The 15,450-nt window shown below is 69.2% G+C and carries 11 protein-coding genes and 4 pseudogenes; 10 read left to right on the forward strand and 5 right to left on the reverse strand.

Annotated elements, in window-relative coordinates:
* The first annotated feature begins 23 nt into the window (after positions 1-23).
* The 8 genes and pseudogenes from ACWD4J_RS33225 to ACWD4J_RS33260 form a co-directional block, all read left to right on the forward strand.
* Positions 24-1,169: a VOC family protein gene (locus tag ACWD4J_RS33225; RefSeq protein WP_451399197.1), complete on the forward strand. Its 1,146-nt coding sequence runs from the start codon at positions 24-26 to the stop codon at positions 1,167-1,169.
* Positions 1,166-2,104 carry a fumarylacetoacetate hydrolase family protein gene (locus ACWD4J_RS33230; RefSeq protein WP_451399198.1) on the forward strand — a complete coding sequence of 313 codons (939 nt, stop codon included), beginning with the start codon at positions 1,166-1,168 and terminating at the stop codon, positions 2,102-2,104. Before ACWD4J_RS33225 ends, ACWD4J_RS33230 begins: the two co-directional genes overlap by 4 nt.
* A 19-nt stretch (positions 2,105-2,123) precedes the next feature.
* Positions 2,124-3,722 (forward strand): bifunctional 3-(3-hydroxy-phenyl)propionate/3-hydroxycinnamic acid hydroxylase MhpA, encoded by a 1,599-nt coding sequence (mhpA, locus tag ACWD4J_RS33235; RefSeq protein ID WP_451399199.1) that lies wholly within the window; start codon positions 2,124-2,126, stop codon positions 3,720-3,722.
* Positions 3,719-5,713 (forward strand): acetoacetate--CoA ligase, encoded by a 1,995-nt coding sequence (locus tag ACWD4J_RS33240; RefSeq protein ID WP_451399200.1) that lies wholly within the window; start codon positions 3,719-3,721, stop codon positions 5,711-5,713. Before mhpA ends, ACWD4J_RS33240 begins: the two co-directional genes overlap by 4 nt.
* A gap of 145 nt (positions 5,714-5,858) precedes the next feature.
* The gene (locus ACWD4J_RS33245) at positions 5,859-6,377 is read left to right on the forward strand and encodes a DUF1203 domain-containing protein (protein WP_451399201.1); all 519 of its coding nucleotides are present in this window, start codon (positions 5,859-5,861) and stop codon (positions 6,375-6,377) included.
* A 70-nt stretch (positions 6,378-6,447) separates the two neighbouring features.
* Positions 6,448-6,777: pseudogene (locus ACWD4J_RS33250) on the forward strand (IS982 family transposase); the annotation flags it as partial.
* Between the two features lie 343 nt (positions 6,778-7,120).
* Positions 7,121-10,639, forward strand: a complete 3,519-nt coding sequence (locus ACWD4J_RS33255; protein ID WP_451399202.1) for a putative Ig domain-containing protein — start codon at positions 7,121-7,123, stop codon at positions 10,637-10,639.
* 251 nt (positions 10,640-10,890) lie between these two features.
* A pseudogene (locus ACWD4J_RS33260) lies at positions 10,891-11,025 on the forward strand (transcriptional regulator); the annotation flags it as partial.
* Positions 11,026-11,155: 130 nt separating this feature from the next.
* Here the strand turns inward: ACWD4J_RS33260 and ACWD4J_RS33265 are convergent.
* The 5 genes and pseudogenes from ACWD4J_RS33265 to cynS all read right to left on the reverse strand — a co-directional run.
* Positions 11,156-11,494, reverse strand: a pseudogene (locus ACWD4J_RS33265) (TIM barrel protein); the annotation flags it as partial.
* 10 nt (positions 11,495-11,504) lie between these two features.
* Positions 11,505-11,882 carry a hypothetical protein gene (locus ACWD4J_RS33270; RefSeq protein ID WP_451399238.1) on the reverse strand — a complete coding sequence of 126 codons (378 nt, stop codon included), beginning with the start codon at positions 11,880-11,882 and terminating at the stop codon, positions 11,505-11,507.
* Between the two features lie 108 nt (positions 11,883-11,990).
* Positions 11,991-12,734, reverse strand: a complete 744-nt coding sequence (locus ACWD4J_RS33275) for a methyltransferase domain-containing protein (RefSeq protein ID WP_451399203.1) — start codon at positions 12,732-12,734, stop codon at positions 11,991-11,993.
* 162 nt (positions 12,735-12,896) lie between these two features.
* Entirely contained in the window at positions 12,897-13,343 is a 447-nt protein-coding gene (locus ACWD4J_RS33280) for a hypothetical protein (RefSeq protein ID WP_451399204.1), read from the reverse strand.
* 341 nt (positions 13,344-13,684) lie between these two features.
* Complete coding sequence (cynS, locus tag ACWD4J_RS33285) at positions 13,685-14,128, reverse strand: cyanase (protein ID WP_451399205.1); 444 nt, start codon at positions 14,126-14,128, stop codon at positions 13,685-13,687.
* Between the two features lie 47 nt (positions 14,129-14,175).
* Here cynS and ACWD4J_RS33290 point away from each other — a divergent pair.
* Positions 14,176-14,319 (forward strand): annotated as a pseudogene (locus tag ACWD4J_RS33290) (RNA-guided endonuclease TnpB family protein); the annotation flags it as partial.
* 604 nt (positions 14,320-14,923) lie between these two features.
* Positions 14,924-15,337, forward strand: a complete 414-nt coding sequence (locus ACWD4J_RS33295) for a glutaredoxin domain-containing protein (RefSeq protein ID WP_451399206.1) — start codon at positions 14,924-14,926, stop codon at positions 15,335-15,337.
* Positions 15,338-15,450 lie beyond the last annotated feature (113 nt).

Genomic DNA, 15,450 nt, shown 5'->3' on the forward strand with positions numbered 1-15,450 from the left:
GGCAATGTTGCTCGGAGGGCACCATGTCTGAAACACGCGTGGCCGCAGCCGCCATCGCGACGCCCCACCAGGACCTTCACAGTGAGCAGGGCGCCCTGTGCGGCGAGCATCCCGGCCGCTCGCGGAATCCCGCGATCAAGGTCGCGGACCTGGCCTGGCTGGAGTTCGAGAAGCCCGACCTGGACCGCGCCGAGGTCTTCGCCCGTGACTTCGGCTTCCAGATCGCCGCGCGCACCGAGAGCGAGCTGTGGCTGCGGGGCACCTTCGCGGGCTCGCCGTGCATGGTGATCCGGCGCGGGCGCACGTCCCGTTTCATCGGCCCGGCGTTCCGGGCGGCCGAGCGTGCCGATCTGGACCGGCTGGCGCGCGCGACGGGGGCGGCGGTACGGGACGCGGACGTGCCCGGCGGCGGCAGGGCGGTCGGCCTGCTCGACCCGTCGGGCTTCCCGGTGCGGGTCGTGCACTGCGCCGAGCAGCTGCCCGCCCTGCCCGAACAGCAGCCGCTGCTCCTCAACTCCGGCACGGAGCACCGTCGTGTCAACGCCACGCAGCGCCCGCCGCGCGAACCGTCCCGCATCCAGCGCCTGGGGCATGTGGTCCTGGAGACGCGGGTGTTCGGCCGGGCCCTGGACTGGTATCTGGACATGCTCGGGATGATCGTGTCCGACTTCCTGTTCCTGGACGGGCAGCGCGACCGGGGCCCGACGATGGCGTTCATCCGCTGCGACCAGGGCAGCCTCGCCGTGGACCATCACACGCTTGCGATGCACCTGGGGCCGGGTACCGGCTACGTCCACTCCGCCTACCAGGTCACCGACCTGGACACGATCGCCGCCGGCGGCGCGTACCTGAACGAGCGCGGCTACCAGCGCAGCTGGGGCATCGGCCGGCACATCCAGGGCAGCCAGCTCTTCGACTACTGGCGAGACCCCGACCACTTCATGCTGGAACACTTCGCCGACGGCGACCTGTTCTCCTGCGACCTCGAACCCGGCTGGGCGCCCATGTCGGCGAGCGGCCTCGCCCAGTGGGGACCGCCGGTCACCCGGGACTTCCTCGGCGCCAGCCCGTCCCCCGCCAAGGTCCGAGAGGTGCTGCATGCCCTGCGCGGCGACAACGAACTCGACCCCGCACGTCTGCTGGGCCTGATGAAAGCGATGAACTCATGAGCACCAACGTCCTGCGCACCGCCGACGGCTGGTGGGTGGTGCGTGGCGAGCGCGCCGTCGCCGTCGACACCAAGGCGGTCACCACGACCGACCTGCTCGCCGACCGGGCCGCCGTACGGGAGGCGGCCGTCTCGGACCAGAAGGGCACGCCCGTCGCCGACCTGGTGGCGCTCTCGCCGGTCACCACCCCCTGCCGGGTGGTGGCCCAGATGGTCAACTACCGTAGCCACGCCCGCGATTCGGGCTTCACCGACGACGTCCCGCCCGCCTTCTTCCGCAAGGCGTCCGGCTCCGTCAGCGGCCCCGGCGAGGCCATCGTCCGGCCGCCGCATGTGAAGTTCCTCGACTACGAGATCGAACTCGGCCTGGTCATGGGCGCACTGCTGCCCATCGGCACCGTCGTCGAGGAGCGGGACCTGCCCTCGTACGTCGCCGGGCTCGTCGTCACCAACGACGTCAGCGCACGTGACGTACAGCTGACGAAGACGCAGTTCTACGAGAGCAAGTCCTACCCGACCTTCACGCCGACCGGGCCGTACCTGGCACTGCTGGAGCCGGAGGACTTCGCCCGTCTCCTCGACCTGCGGCTGAAGTTGTCCGTCAACGGCGAGCTGCGCCAGGACCGCACCCTCGCCGACATGATCGTCCGCCCCGCGCAGGCCCTCACCCTGCTGGCCCGCTTCCAGACCCTCGACCCCGGCGACCTGCTGCTGACCGGCACCCCCGGCGGCACGGCCCTGAAGGCCCCGCCCAAGCCGGTCGAGAAGATCGGCGCGCTGCTGCCGCCCGCGGTGAAGTGGAAGGCGTTCTTCAAGTCGCAGGCCAAGAACCCCCGCTACCTGCAGCAGGGCGACGTCATCACCGCCACCATCGCCACCCCGGACGGCCGGATCGACCTGGGCGAGCAGCGCACGCCCGTGGCCGACGCGCACTGAGACCCGAAGTGAGCCGCACATGACCGCCGACCAAGCCCCACCAGTGGACTTTGCCGACCGCGTACCGGTCGTGATCGTCGGAGCCGGGCCCGTGGGTGTGACCGCCGCACTGCTGCTCGCCCGGCGCGGGGTGCGTACCGTCGTCCTCGAACGCCATCGGGACGTCTACCCCCTGCCCCGTGCCGTCGCCACCGACGACGAGGTCCGCAGGATCCTCCAAGCCGCCGGAATCGCCGGCGAGTTCGCCGCCATCGCCCGTCCCGCCCGCGGACTGCGGCTGCTGGACGCCCGGCACCGCGTGATCGCCGAGTTCCGGCGGTCTGCGCAGGGACACCACGGCTTCCCGCAGACCAGCATGTTCGACCAGCCGGAGCTGGAGCGGCTGCTTCGCGAGGCGCTCGCCCGCCGCCCGGAGTGCGAGCTGCGGGGCGGTGTGGAGGTGACGGCGGTCGGACCGCCCGCCGACGGACCGGTCCGCGTCGCCTACCGCGACGACAAGGGCGAGCACCTGCTGCTCGCGGATGCCGTCCTCGGCTGTGACGGCGCGGGCAGCCTCACCCGCGACGCCATCGGGGCACGGTGGGAGGACCTGCGCTTCGAGGAACGCTGGACCGTCATCGACGTGACGACGAAAGCCGCCGTCCGCTGCTGGGAAGGCGTCGACCAGGTCTGCGACCCGCACCGCCCGGCGACCTTCATGCGCATCGGCGAGGACCGCTACCGCTGGGAGTTCCGGCTGAGCGAGGGAGAGGACCTCGACGACGAGCGGCTGCACGAGCTCGTCGCCCCCTGGGTGGACATCTCGCGCGTCGACGACTTCCACGTCATCCGGCAGGCCGAGTACACCTTCCGGGCCCGCGTCGCCGACCGCTGGCGCCGGGGCCGCGTCTTCCTCCTCGGCGACGCCGCCCACCTCACCCCGCCGTTCGTCGGACAGGGCCTGTGCTCGGGACTGCGCGACGCCCACAACCTGACCTGGAAGCTCGCTCGCGTCCTCCAGCAGGGCGGCGACGAGCGTCTGCTGGACACCTACGAGCGGGAACGCAGGCCGAACGCCCGCCACGTGATCCGCCTCGCCGTCGCCACCGGCTGGGCCATGACCGGCGGCCAGGACCGCGCGGCCGCTCTGCGCCGCACCGCCGTCGCCGCGGTCTGCCGCATACCCGGGGTGACGGGTATGGCGAGCCGGGACCTCAGTCGCCCGCTGCCCGCCGGTCCGTTGACACGACGCAGCCGACTCGGCGGTACCTACTGCCCGCAGCCCCAGGTGACGACCGAGGACGGACAACAGGTCCGTCTCGACGACGTCCTCGGAGACTCCTTCGCCGTGCTGACCGCGGTACCGCTGCCGCCCTCACTGCGCGCGCTCACCGACGGACTCGGCGCCCGGGTCGTCGACGTACACGAGTCCGGAGACGACGGCGCCCTCGCCGCCTGGCTGCGCGCGGGGCGTGCCGACGCCGTCCTGCTGCGCCCCGACCGCGTCGTCCTGGACGTCGTCCCGGCGGGCGGCGGCGACTTCACCGACACCGCCGGCTGGGCACCGCTGCTGTGCACCGCCCGCGGGCCCGTCGAACAGCCCGTATCCACCCCCCTGTCGAGGAGCACCGCGCGATGACCACGCCGTACGCCGACCCCTTCTGGACCCCGGACCCGGAGTCCGCCGCCGGCGGCCGGATCGCGGACTTCGGCCGCTGGGCCGCCCGGCACCGGGGCGCCGAAGCCGACCTCACCGACTACGCCGCCCTGCACCGCTGGTCCGTCACCGACCTCGAAGGCTTCTGGGGCGCCATCTGGGAGTACTTCGATATCGACGCGGACACCCCCTACGAGCGGGTCCTGGCCGAGGAGACCATGCCCGGCGCCCGCTGGTTCCCGGGCGCCACCCTCAACTACGCCCACCACGCCCTGCGCAACCTCGCGAACGACGCCCCTGCCATCCTCGCCCTCGACGAGACCGGCGCCGGCTACGAGGTGACCGGCAAGCGGCTGCGCGCCCAGGTCGCCTCGGTCGCCGCCACCCTGCGCGATCTGGGCGTCGGCCAGGGCGACCGCGTGGTCGGCTACCTGCCCAACACCCCGCACACGATCATCGCCTTCCTGGCCACCGCCAGCCTCGGCGCGGTGTGGTCGGTGTGCGGGCAGGACTACGCCCCCAAGGCCGCCGCCGACCGCTTCGCCCAGCTCGAACCCACCGTCCTGATCGCCGCCGACGGCTACCTCTTCAACGGCACCACCCACGACCGCCGCGAGCCCGTCCTCGAACTGGCCCGCGCCCTGCCGACCCTGCAGGCCACCGTCCTGGTGGACCACCTGGCCCTGCCGGGGCTCTCGTCGAACTACCCGTCGCTCGTCCTCCCATGGGAGGAGGCGGCGACGCGCACCGAGCAGCTCACCTGCACCCCCGTGCCGTTCGACCACCCCCTGTGGGTCGTCTTCTCCTCCGGCACCACCGGCCTGCCCAAGGGAATCGTCCACGGCCACGGCGGCGTCCTGCTGGAGCACCTCAAGACCCTCGCCCTCCAGTCCGACCTGGGCCCCGGCGACCGCCTCCTGTGGTACACCACCACCCACTGGATGATGTGGAACCTCGTTGTCTCCACCCTCCTGACGGGCGCCACGACCTGCACCTACGACGGCAGCCCGGCCCCCTTCGCCGCCCCGGACGTCCTGTGGGAGCTCGCGGCCCGCCACCGCATCACCCTCTTCGGCACCAGCCCCCAATACCTGCTGGGTATGGCCAAGTTCGGCATCGACCCGTCCGTCCACGACCTGTCAGCGGTCCGAGCGGTGGGCTGCACCGGCTCCGCCCTGCCGGCCTCCGCCTACCCATGGGTCCGCGACCACGTCGGCGACGGCGTCCAGCTCGCCTCCATCAGCGGCGGGACGGACGTCGTCTCCGGCTTCGCCGGCGGAGCGCCCACCGTCCCCGTCCGGGCGGGCGAGCTGTCCGCGCCCTACCTGGGCGTCGCACTGGCCGCGTACGACGAGAAGGGCCAACCGGTCGTCGACCAGGTCGGCGAACTGGTCGTCACCCGCCCGATGCCGTCCATGCCGCTGTACTTCTGGAACGACCCCGACGGTGCCCGCTACCGCGATGCCTACTTCTCCGCGTACGACGGCGTATGGCGCCATGGCGACTGGATCACCCTCACCTCCCACGGCTCCGTGATCGTGCACGGCCGCTCCGACTCCACTCTCAACCGCAACGGCGTGCGCCTGGGCAGCGCCGACATCCACGACGTGGTCGAGCGGCTTCCGGAGATCACGGAAGCGCTGGTCATCGGCGCGGAGGAGCCGGACGGCGGATACTGGATGCCCCTGTTCGTGGTCCTCGCGGCCGGTGCCGAACTGGACGACGCCCTCCACGACCGCATCCGCGAGGCCATCCGTACCGGCGCCTCGCCCCGGCACGTCCCCGACGAGATCATCGAGGTGCCGGCCATCCCGCACACCCGCACCGGGAAGAAGCTGGAGGTCCCGGTCAAACGCCTCCTCCAGGGCGCCCCTGTCGAGCAGGTCGTCAACCCGGCTGTCGTGGACAACCCCGACCTGATCGAGCACTACGCCCGCCTCGGCGGCGAGCGACGGGCTCGGAGGCTCGACTAGATGATCGATTCCAAGGGGTCAGTGGTCATGGGGGACCTGTGTTCAGCGGGTGTGGCGCTTTCGGTCAGCCTTCTGCGTGGGCCGCAGCAACGCAACGTCCGTTTCCTGCCAGCACACACACGTGCGTCGAGTCAGCATGGGGCACATGACCAGGTACACCGTGCTCCCCATTGAAACAGCCGTCCTCAAGGAACTGCGGGTTGCCGACGACGCGGGCCGCCCCTGCGCCCCATACATCGCGACCCGCGACGACGCAGGCTCCCCGCTGCGCTGCTGCCTGCGCCCCAGCAGGTTCGGTGAGCGGATTGCCCTTGTTTCGTACGCCCCGCTGCGACGCTGGGCCGCCGTGAGGGGTGCACTTCCGGGCGCGTACGACGAACAGGGTCCCGTCTTCATCCACGCCGACGACTGCGGCGGGTTCACTCTCGGCGAGAACTACCCTTTCGATCGGCCGGGCGCCCTGCGTACCGTGCGCCGCTATGACGCCCGGGGCCATATCGTCGGTGGACGCCTTCTGGAGATTCCGGCCGACGCCGCGGCTGGCTTCGACGCAGCCTTTGACGATGCGTTCAGTGACCCGGACGTGGTGCTCGTGCACGTCCGGGCACTGGAATACGGATGCTTCCACTTCGAGGTGCGACGGCCCTCCGCCGAGGAGCGGTAGCTGCCATGCCACCTGAATGATCTCAACGGATGAGCTGCCCACATGGAACGAGGGAGTCCAAAGTGCGGCTGTGACGCCAGACTTGGACTCCCTCGCCACCGGACTGCATGTGAAGGCCGACGACCTGCTGAAGGCGTCTCCGCATCTCGCGCCAGGGCGGCCGACCATAGGGATCGCTCAACGACTCACCGATGCCGAGCTGGTCACGCTGGCGATGATGCAGGCCATGTTCGGCTTCACCGCCGAGGCCAGGTGGCTCCGCCACACCCACTCCCACCTGCGACGTCTCTTCCCGTACCGACCCAAGCAGCCCGGCTGCAGCAAGCGGCTGCGCAAGGCCGCCGAGCTGCTGCGCCGGGTCACCCGACTACTGGCCGCCGACACCTCGGTGTGGAGCGAACTTCGTCGCCCCCTGATGGAGATGGTCGTAGCGACGGTACGTCCACGCCGCGCTGACCGTGCTGCCCGTCCCTGGCGGCAGCAGGTCGGCAAGGGGCCACTTCGCTGCCGCCGCGAACGCACAGTGTTCACCGAATGCTGAGAACCCCACGCCTCGTCAGACGCAAGAGAAGCAGCCCAGGTCAGAAAACGGTTGCTACACGGAGAGCCTCGCATTCGCTGCCAGCCGGTCATTCATCCCCAAAGAATGCCTCTGCCCCGCGTCTTGACGGCAACGACGCGCCCTCATACGGTCAGAAATCGTTTTCTATCCTGCCTTGTTTCGTCCCACCCGGAGCCGCCGCATGTCCGACGCACACCGCGAGCCGTCGAACGCCCAGCAGCCCTCTCGCCGTACTCTCCTCGGCTTCATGGCGGCCGGCGCCGCCGCGCTCGGCCTGCCCGCCACGGCGGCGGGACAGGCCTACGCCGACGAGACGTCGGCCGACGACGGCTTGCCCACCCTCCGCACCTGGCGGAGCGCCAACGGCTTCACCCATCCCGGCATCGGTGTCTCGGCCGACAACCTGCGCCACGCCCGCGCCCAGGTACTCGCCGGAGTCGAACCCTGGGCGAGCTACTACGCCGCGATGAGGCAGACGTCGTACGCGTCCACGACCCTCAAGTCCAAGAACCAGGGCAGCGTCCTCGACCGGCCGGGCACGGACACCTTCGCCTCACAGGGCACGGAGTCGAAGCTCATCGAGGACTCCTGGGGTGTACTCACCCAGGCCATCCTCTACTTCATCACCGGTGACGAGGTCTACCGAGCCAACGGGATGAAGATCATCCGGATCTGGAGCAACATGGACCCGGACAAGTACGCCTACTACGCCGATGCCCAGATCCACTCCGGCGTCCCCCTCTACCGGCTGCTGGCCGGGGCTGAGATCTTCCGCGCCACCGACTTCGACGCCGACTACACCGACTACGACATCGCCTGGCACGACTCCGACGCCGCGAATCTGACGACCAATCTCATCGTGCCGATGACGGAAACGTTCCTGCACAAGAACACCTACTACCTCAACCAGCACCTCTACCCGCTCGTCGGCGCCCTGGCCGGCTACATCTTCACCGACAACCTCGACCGCTACCGCGAGGGCGTCGAGTGGTACACCGTCAACTCCACCACCAAGCGGCCCGAGCAGAACGGCGCGATCGCCTCGCTCTACCCGAGGATCGACAGGAAGAACCCCCTCAACACCTACGGCTACTCCTTCGTCCAACACCAGGAGATGGGCCGTGACCAGGCGCACGCGGAGGACGACGTCTACTGCGCCACGGGCCTGGCCCGCATTCTCACCGTCCAGGGCACCCGGGTGGACCCGGTCGACGGCACCGTCTCCACAGCCGGCGACGCCGTCAGCCCCTACCGCTTCCTCGACAACCGCGTGCTGACCGGCGCCGACGCCTTCTACCGCTACATGCTGGGCTACGACATCCCCTGGATCGACACCACCGGCGGCCCGGGCAAGCTTTCCGAGGCCTACCGCGGACGCCTGTTCAATCCCGTCGACGAGCTGTACTACGTCTACACCTACGAGGAGCCCGTCAACCTGCCGAAAGAGGCACCGGGCCTCGCCGAGCTGCACGGCAACGCCGAGGGCCCGACCTACTACTACGGCGGCTCGCTCGCGAACTTCTGGGGAGGTATCCAGCCCAACCCCGAGTACTGGCTGTCGCTGCCCGGGGCCCTCGCCGGACAGGCCCCGCCGCAGGACACCGACCCCAACGTGCCGTTCGCGACCAAGAGCATCCTGCTGGACGGCCTTTCGAAGGTGCTGGCGGAGGACGGGCACGAGTTCGTCCAGGTCCGCCCCTCGAAGAAGGGCAGCACCGTGGCGATCCGGCAGCTGATGTACGGGGACACCTCGAAGTACTATCCGGTCGGCGTGCGCATCCGCACCACCGCCTCCGCGACCCTCGAGATCAGCCGCGACCGCACCAGCGCCCCGTACTACACGCTCACTGTGCCCAACACGCACGGCGAGTGGCGGTACCTCACCTACAACCTCCAGGCATCCGTCATTCCCGCCAGCGTCGTCGGCAACTACATCGCCTACTACCGGATCAAGGGACGGCCGGACGGGACCGTCGACCTCGACCACGTCAACCTCCTGGCGGTCAGCCAGCTCTCGCCGCCGCTGTTCACCCAGGGGCTCGCCACGACGATCATCGGGCTCAAGGGCGCCTTGCTGACCCGCACGCTCGCGGCCACCGACTCGAACGCGTCGGACACCGTCACCTACGAGGCCGAGGGGCTCCCGGCGGGCGCGCAACTGGACGCGGCCACCGGAACGCTGAGCTGGACCCCGGACGCCTCGCAGACCGGCACGCACACCTTCCACATCGTCGCCACCGACGGCACCGTCGACACCGTCCTCGACGTGACCCTCCCGGTGGCCGCCGACCGCGAGTCCGCCTACGAGCTCGCCCTCGACGGTTACGACACCACCGCCACCTACACCACGGCCTCCCTCGCCGTCTTCCGGCCGGTCGCCGACTCCGTCAAGGAATCCATCGCCACGGCGGACGACGAGACATTCCTCGCGAACCTGGCGACCCTCCAGACGGCGGTGACGAAGCTTCAGCTCCTCTCCCCGCGCCTGAGCGACGACGGCAGCCTGGCCTACCCCTCCCTCGTCACCTCGCCCACCCTCACCGTCGCCGCCATCGCCAACATGACCGACGGCGACTTCAACACCACCAGCGGCGACCTGCGTGCCCCGTTCATCCTCGACTTCGGTGTCAACTACCGCTTCTCCGTCACCGCCGTCGGCCTCCAGGCGCGGTACAACTTCGCCAACCGCTCCCAGGGCGCCAACGTCTACGGCTCCAACGACAAGGTGACCTGGACGAAGCTGACCGTCCGCGAGACGACCAACACCACGGACCAGGACTTCGCCATGGAGACCATCGCCGTCTTCGACGAACTGCAGGACGAGCAGTACCGGTTCGTCAAGGTCCAGGTCGACGACCCGGGCGTCCCCACCGATCCCGCATACCCGGGTATCTCCTCCTTCAGCGAGTTCCGCATCCACGGCGACCGCCACGAGGCCGTCAACAAGATCTCGTCGACGGTTCTCTCGTCGAGCAACGCACTCCCGGGCCGCGCCGTCAACGGCGACACCGTCACCCTCGCCCTCACCGCGACCGAGGCCATCACCGATGTCGCGGTGACCATCGAGGGGCACAAGGCCGAGGTCACCGCGGACGGGGACACCACGTTCCACGCGCAGGTCGTCCTTCCCGACGACATCGACTCCGGCCGCAACCTCCGTTTCACCGCCGACTACACCAGCAAGGCCGGAGCCAAGGGCACGACCGTCTACGCCACCAGCGACGACTCGTACCTCTACCTCTCCAACGAGCGAAACCTCGTGAAGGGCGTCATGGCGAAGGCGGACCTGGTGAGCCTCACCGGGACCTCCGAGTCCGACAAGGCCGCCCGCACCGCGATGCTCTTCGACGCGAACCTCACCACCTACACCGACACCCGCGCCGTGAACGGCCAGTACTACATCGTCTGGGACTTCCACGAAGGCGGCTCGCTCGCCCTCGACCGCGCCGACCTGATCGTGCGCCAGGACCAGTACGGCACCGGCCGCGCCTCCGGACTGCAACTCCTCGGCTCCAACGACCTGACCAGCTGGACGGCCATCACCAACAAGGCCCAGGCCGTCCTGCAGTGGCAGAACCTCGCCCGCACCGGCACCACGACCGGCCCGGTGCCCTACCGGTACATCCGCCTGTCCAACACGAACATCATCGGCGTCGCCGAACTGCGGTTCTTCGGCACGTACACGGCACCCGGCGCCTGACGAACCCGGCCACCAGGGCTTGACCCCAGATCCCGACGGGGAGGGGGTGTGTGCTTCTTGGGTCAAGCCCTGGTGGTGACGCGCTTCTGTGTCTCGCAAGGGTCTACAGGCGGTCGGTCACGCGGCCGCCGTAGTAGCCGGCGAGGGCGTTGACGGCCCTGTTGTCGGTTCGCCGCACCGGCCGCGCGCCCGCGAGAGTCCTCGCCGTTCCCTGCCGGCTATGTCGACATCGACCACCTGGGCATCTTCCTACCGGGCCCTCCCGAGGCGTTCGCGCGGCCCCGGGTCAGGAACTCGTCATCTACCACGCGGAGCCGGCCTCGCCCAGCAGCGAGGCGCTCGCGCTCCTCGGCTCGCCGGCCGCGACCTCGCGCCGGGAGTCCTGAGCCGGCGCCGCGGCACCCGCCCTCCAAGCAGGCGACGACGGCAGTCCTGAAACCCGGCCGGGTGCCAACTCAGGCTCCCAGGCGATCATTTCGCCAGGTTTCGCGACGCTTGACCGTCGGGGTGGCAGAGTCACTTCCAGGTGGTCAGGTATTCGTTGATCTTCTCGCGCATGAACACCGAGGACTCCTTCGCCTTCTCCTCCCAGGCGAACACGCAGGCGGTGAGGGTGCCGTCAACGCCGTTCGCGCCCAGTTCGTGGAAGAGCTCGTCGAAGTCGACCTCGCCTTCGCCCATGTTCAGGTGCTGATGGATCCGGGCCGGGGTGCCGGGCGGGTTGAGGATGTAGCGGTTGCCGGAGGACGCGGTGTGGTCGAAGGCGTCAGCCAAGTGGACGTGGGTGAGGAGGTCACCGGCGTACTTGATGATGCCGGGGGCGTCGTTGCCGATGTGGAAGGTGTGCGGGGCGCAGCCGGTCGGGTCACTGGACGGGGACTGCCTTGCCGCTGGCGTCGGCGGAGGCGACGATCGCGTCGATGACGCGCAGGTTGTGCAGGCCTTCGGCGAGGGTGGGGCAGGACGGCAGCCGGTCCAGGCCCGCGATCTGCTCCAGGAAGGCCCGGGCCTGCCAGACGAAGAACTCGTGCTGGCCGTGGCCGACGCTGGGGAAGTCCATCGGCAGGCCGCCAGAGATGTAGGGGTGGCCGGGGCCGACCACCACCCGCCGGTAGCCGTCCACGCGGTCGGAGGCCGCCGGGTCCGCGATGGTGAACTCCGCCGGACGCGACAGTTCGAAGGTCGCTGTGCCGTTCTTCGTGAACACTTCGAAGCCCAGAGAGTTGGCCAGCCCGCGGGCCACGGCTGCCGGGTCGGCTCGTCGCCGTAGAACTCGGCCACGGCCGGCGGGCGGCGGTCCAGTCGTAGAGCTGTTCGCCATCAACCTGGCGAATCGAAACAGACATCTGCGTCAGAGGTCGGTTACCAACAGCCGGTAACCGACGTCGACGGTCTCGAGTGTGAGTAGCTCGGCGTACCGGGTGTGCCAGCGGCCGGTGGTCAGGTCGTCCGCAAGCCGAGTCAGGCCCGGCGCGATGACGTCGGCGCCGGCCTGGGCGAACAAGGAGATTCCCGCGCGTACCTGCGGGTCAAGGTAGGCGTAGGGACGGCGCCAGTATGCGGCGCCGAATCCGTCCGTGCAGTCGTGGGGGACGAGGACCGGTTCCTGACGTGCCCCGCCGAGCAGGTCAGCCAGCTGGTCAGTGGGGAGGGCGCGGGTGTCATCGAACGCAGCTGCCTCCGGGAGGTACTCCCGTACGAGCCAGAACTGCTCGCGGAAGATGTGCTGGTCCCATGTCAGGATGACGATGCGGCGGCGGGCAACCCGGCGCAGCTCTCTGATTCCGGCCGCCACGTCGGTCCAGTGGTGGATGGTCAGCAGTGCCATGACGGCGTCGGCGGCATTGTCACGCAGCGGGAGGCGTTCTGCGACCGCCTGCACGGCGGTTGCGGATCCTGGCGGACGCTGGGCCAGCATGACCTGGCTGGGGTCGACCGCGAGGACGGTCTGCAGCGGTTCATAAGAGCCGGTGCCCGCTCCCACGTTGATCACATCCGTGACGTTCCCGAGTGCGACGTGGATCTGCGCGGCGATGCGCGGGTCAGGCTGTCGTGTCCGGGCATATGTCGCGCCAAGCGTGTCATAGGTCGCCATGCTGGTCAGTCTGCCCAACGGGCACGGTCCCAGGCTTCGGCTGTCCGCAACACCTCACGAACAGCACGGGTACGGTTGGTCCTTGATGACGTTCCCCCGTGTCGAGTCGGCGCGGCATCACAGCGGGCCGTGAAGCAGGCCTCCCGTGCGGCACACCGTCTTTCAGGGGTACACCTCTGTCCGATCGCGCAAAACGCCTGTGCTGTCCCCGCGCAGCACCTCATCGCCGTCCTGGTTGACGATCACAACGCCGAACTCGATCCCGATCCCGGATCGCGTCCGCTCCAGTGCCCGTACTGTCACGCGTGCGGTGATGGTCTCTCCTTCCCAGACAGGCTTGAGGAACTCCCAGCTCATCCGGCGGGCGATGTAGTCCAGTCGGCCGCCGACCTGCGTCGCCAACGAGGCTGTCAGCAGACCATGCGCCATCTTCTGCTCGTGAGCGGCGACTTGGTGGCGGCCCTCGTCGCCCAGAGAGGCGAAGGCGGCGATGTCCTCAGCCAGAATGGTGCGCTGCGCCGTGAGTACCTGCCCCACTGACAGAGCAGACGCCTTGTTCGCTCCGCCGGTTTCGATGTCACCGCTCTGCGACACGCCCTTCCGTTCCATTCGCTTCTGGTTCGGGCCGGTTCCTCTTGTCCGTCCCGGTACAGCTACTCCGGCCGAAAGTACGAATCGCGTCAAGGCCGACCAGCTTCCCGAACCTCTCCTATGCTTCCGGCTTCCTCATCCGCCGCCGCGCTGATCCGGCGACAGCCGCAGTCTAGAGAGGGTGGGGCGCGAGGTGTTCCTGCAGGCTGAAGCGATCTTCGGCGACCCGGACGTTGCGCCCGCCGAGTTCATGGGCGTGTGGGGGGAGTGGGTGGGGTGGGTGCGCACAGGCGCCGGCGACCTGGCCGACCGAGCGGTCACAGCATCGGCACGGCTCAACGATCGGAGGCCGTCCTTCTTCACCACTGGTAGGGCAGGAACTTTCCGTCGAGGACGACCACGACACGGTCGCCCGCGGGGTCGGGGACGCGCTGGACGTCCAGGCGGAAATTGATGGCGCTCATGATGCCGTCGCCGCACTGCTCGTGGATGAGCTCCTTGATCGTCGGTCCGTAGACCTGCAGTACCTCGTAGAACCGGTAGATCGTGGGGTCCACGGGGACGGCCGCGTCCAGCGCACCGCGGGTGGGCTGGACCTGGAAGGCCTCGGCGGCGTCTTTACCGAGGTCGAGGAGTGATGCGGCTGACTCGGCCTCGGCCGGACTCATCGGGTGCTGGCCGAGGAGGGCAGCCGTGGTCCAGGCGACGGGTCGACCGACCGCCTCGGCCAGTTGGGCCCAGGTCACCCCGAGCTGGAGCTTCGCGGCGCGGACCGCCTCGGCGGCTTCCTTCTTGCTGATCATCTGGTTTCCTCCGTGAATGCAATCAGTGACGCGGTGCAGGTGGCCGCGGGACGGTCCATGACTGGGGCGTGAACGCGGCAAAGAACCTGCTGGCCGCCGGGCTGGCAGTGGCTGTCTGTGGAGCTGGTGTAAGACCTCAACGGTTGACTCCGGGCGGACGGTCGGCGGCCAAGCAGAAAATCGCACAGCGCGGGCTTCGGGCCCCCTTGTTTTCGAGGGGGAGAAGTCAAGTCTGTGTCAGTGCCGGGACACGTGGGCGCCTACGACGCGCCAGATGACGGCGGATCGGTCCGCGAAGGTGACGATCTCGCTGTGTCCCAGGGTGCGGCCCCAGGCCGCGAGGGGAGCGCAGCACATCGGCTTTCCTTGACGACGTCCTTGGCGGAGCGCGGGACGGCAACCGGCAGGGCCGGCGGGCCGGTTGCCGTAGCGGGGTCCACGAAGGCTCGTGCTGTCGCCTTGGTTCCGCTCCGCAGCAGGATCCCGTCGAGGAGTCCCTGGTGGCGACGGCCGCAGAGGCGGCTGTGCCGTACTGGGCCGCCGCTCTGCCGTCGATCACCGCCTCGCATGCACCAGTCTCAGGATCGACCGCCACCGACGAGGCCATCGTGGCCGGGGACGCGCAGCGGGCTGCCGAGCGCGCGTGGTGTCATGCGGCCGACGGCCGGGAGCCGAGTTCGGCCGTGACGCAGAAGTGGGCGCTTGCTGAAGGTGACCCGGTGAGCGCCACGAGGACAGCATGTTGGCGCATCGATAGCCTGCGTCATCATGATTATGCGCGCTTGAATTTTGCCGATGCTGCTTGTGCTGTGCGGCTCAGTCGTTGCGACTGGGCTGATCTCCCGGGGGAACCCCGGCGCAGCCGCGGCATTCCTGTTGATGTTTGTGCTGCTCGCCGGCGTGAACTCGCCTCTGGTTTTCCCGAGGTCGATCGGTGCGCTGGAGGCACAATGCCGCAGTGCGGTCGACGGCAGGCCGGTCGTCCTCTGGCGGTCGGGCTGCAAGTACTGTCTGCGACTGCGTTTCCGGTTGGGCCGCAGCGCACGCCAATTGCATTGGGCCGATATCTGGCGTGACCCGGCTGGGGCTGCAGTGGTAAGGGAAGCCAACGATGGCAATGAGACCGTGCCGACTGTCGTCGTGGCGGGCCGATCGCACGTCAACCCGGATCCTGAATGGGTACGCGAGCAGCTCTCCCCTTCCGTGTGATCGGAAGCGGTGGCGGCAGGAATTCCGCCGCGAACGGCCAGTTATGAAGGTGACGCTCACTGCCGGCATGCGGCTGGAGACGTCAGACCGCGAGGGGCCCGGGGGTCCTGCCG

Source organism: Streptomyces sp. NPDC002577, assembly GCF_053594815.1.

Excerpts from the sequence above, each read along its gene's own strand:
- ACWD4J_RS33225 (WP_451399197.1), top strand. The coding sequence starts at position 24 with ATGTCTGAAACACGCGTGGCCGCAGCCGCCATCGCGACGCCCCACCAG.
- ACWD4J_RS33230 (WP_451399198.1), top strand. The coding sequence starts at position 1,166 with ATGAGCACCAACGTCCTGCGCACCGCCGACGGCTGGTGGGTGGTGCGT.
- mhpA (WP_451399199.1), top strand. The coding sequence starts at position 2,124 with ATGACCGCCGACCAAGCCCCACCAGTGGACTTTGCCGACCGCGTACCG.
- ACWD4J_RS33240 (WP_451399200.1), top strand. The coding sequence starts at position 3,719 with ATGACCACGCCGTACGCCGACCCCTTCTGGACCCCGGACCCGGAGTCC.
- ACWD4J_RS33245 (WP_451399201.1), top strand. The coding sequence starts at position 5,859 with ATGACCAGGTACACCGTGCTCCCCATTGAAACAGCCGTCCTCAAGGAA.
- ACWD4J_RS33255 (WP_451399202.1), top strand. The coding sequence starts at position 7,121 with ATGTCCGACGCACACCGCGAGCCGTCGAACGCCCAGCAGCCCTCTCGC.
- ACWD4J_RS33275 (WP_451399203.1), bottom strand. The coding sequence starts at position 12,734 with ATGGCGACCTATGACACGCTTGGCGCGACATATGCCCGGACACGACAG.
- ACWD4J_RS33280 (WP_451399204.1), bottom strand. The coding sequence starts at position 13,343 with ATGGAACGGAAGGGCGTGTCGCAGAGCGGTGACATCGAAACCGGCGGA.
- cynS (WP_451399205.1), bottom strand. The coding sequence starts at position 14,128 with ATGATCAGCAAGAAGGAAGCCGCCGAGGCGGTCCGCGCCGCGAAGCTC.
- ACWD4J_RS33295 (WP_451399206.1), top strand. The coding sequence starts at position 14,924 with ATGCTGCTTGTGCTGTGCGGCTCAGTCGTTGCGACTGGGCTGATCTCC.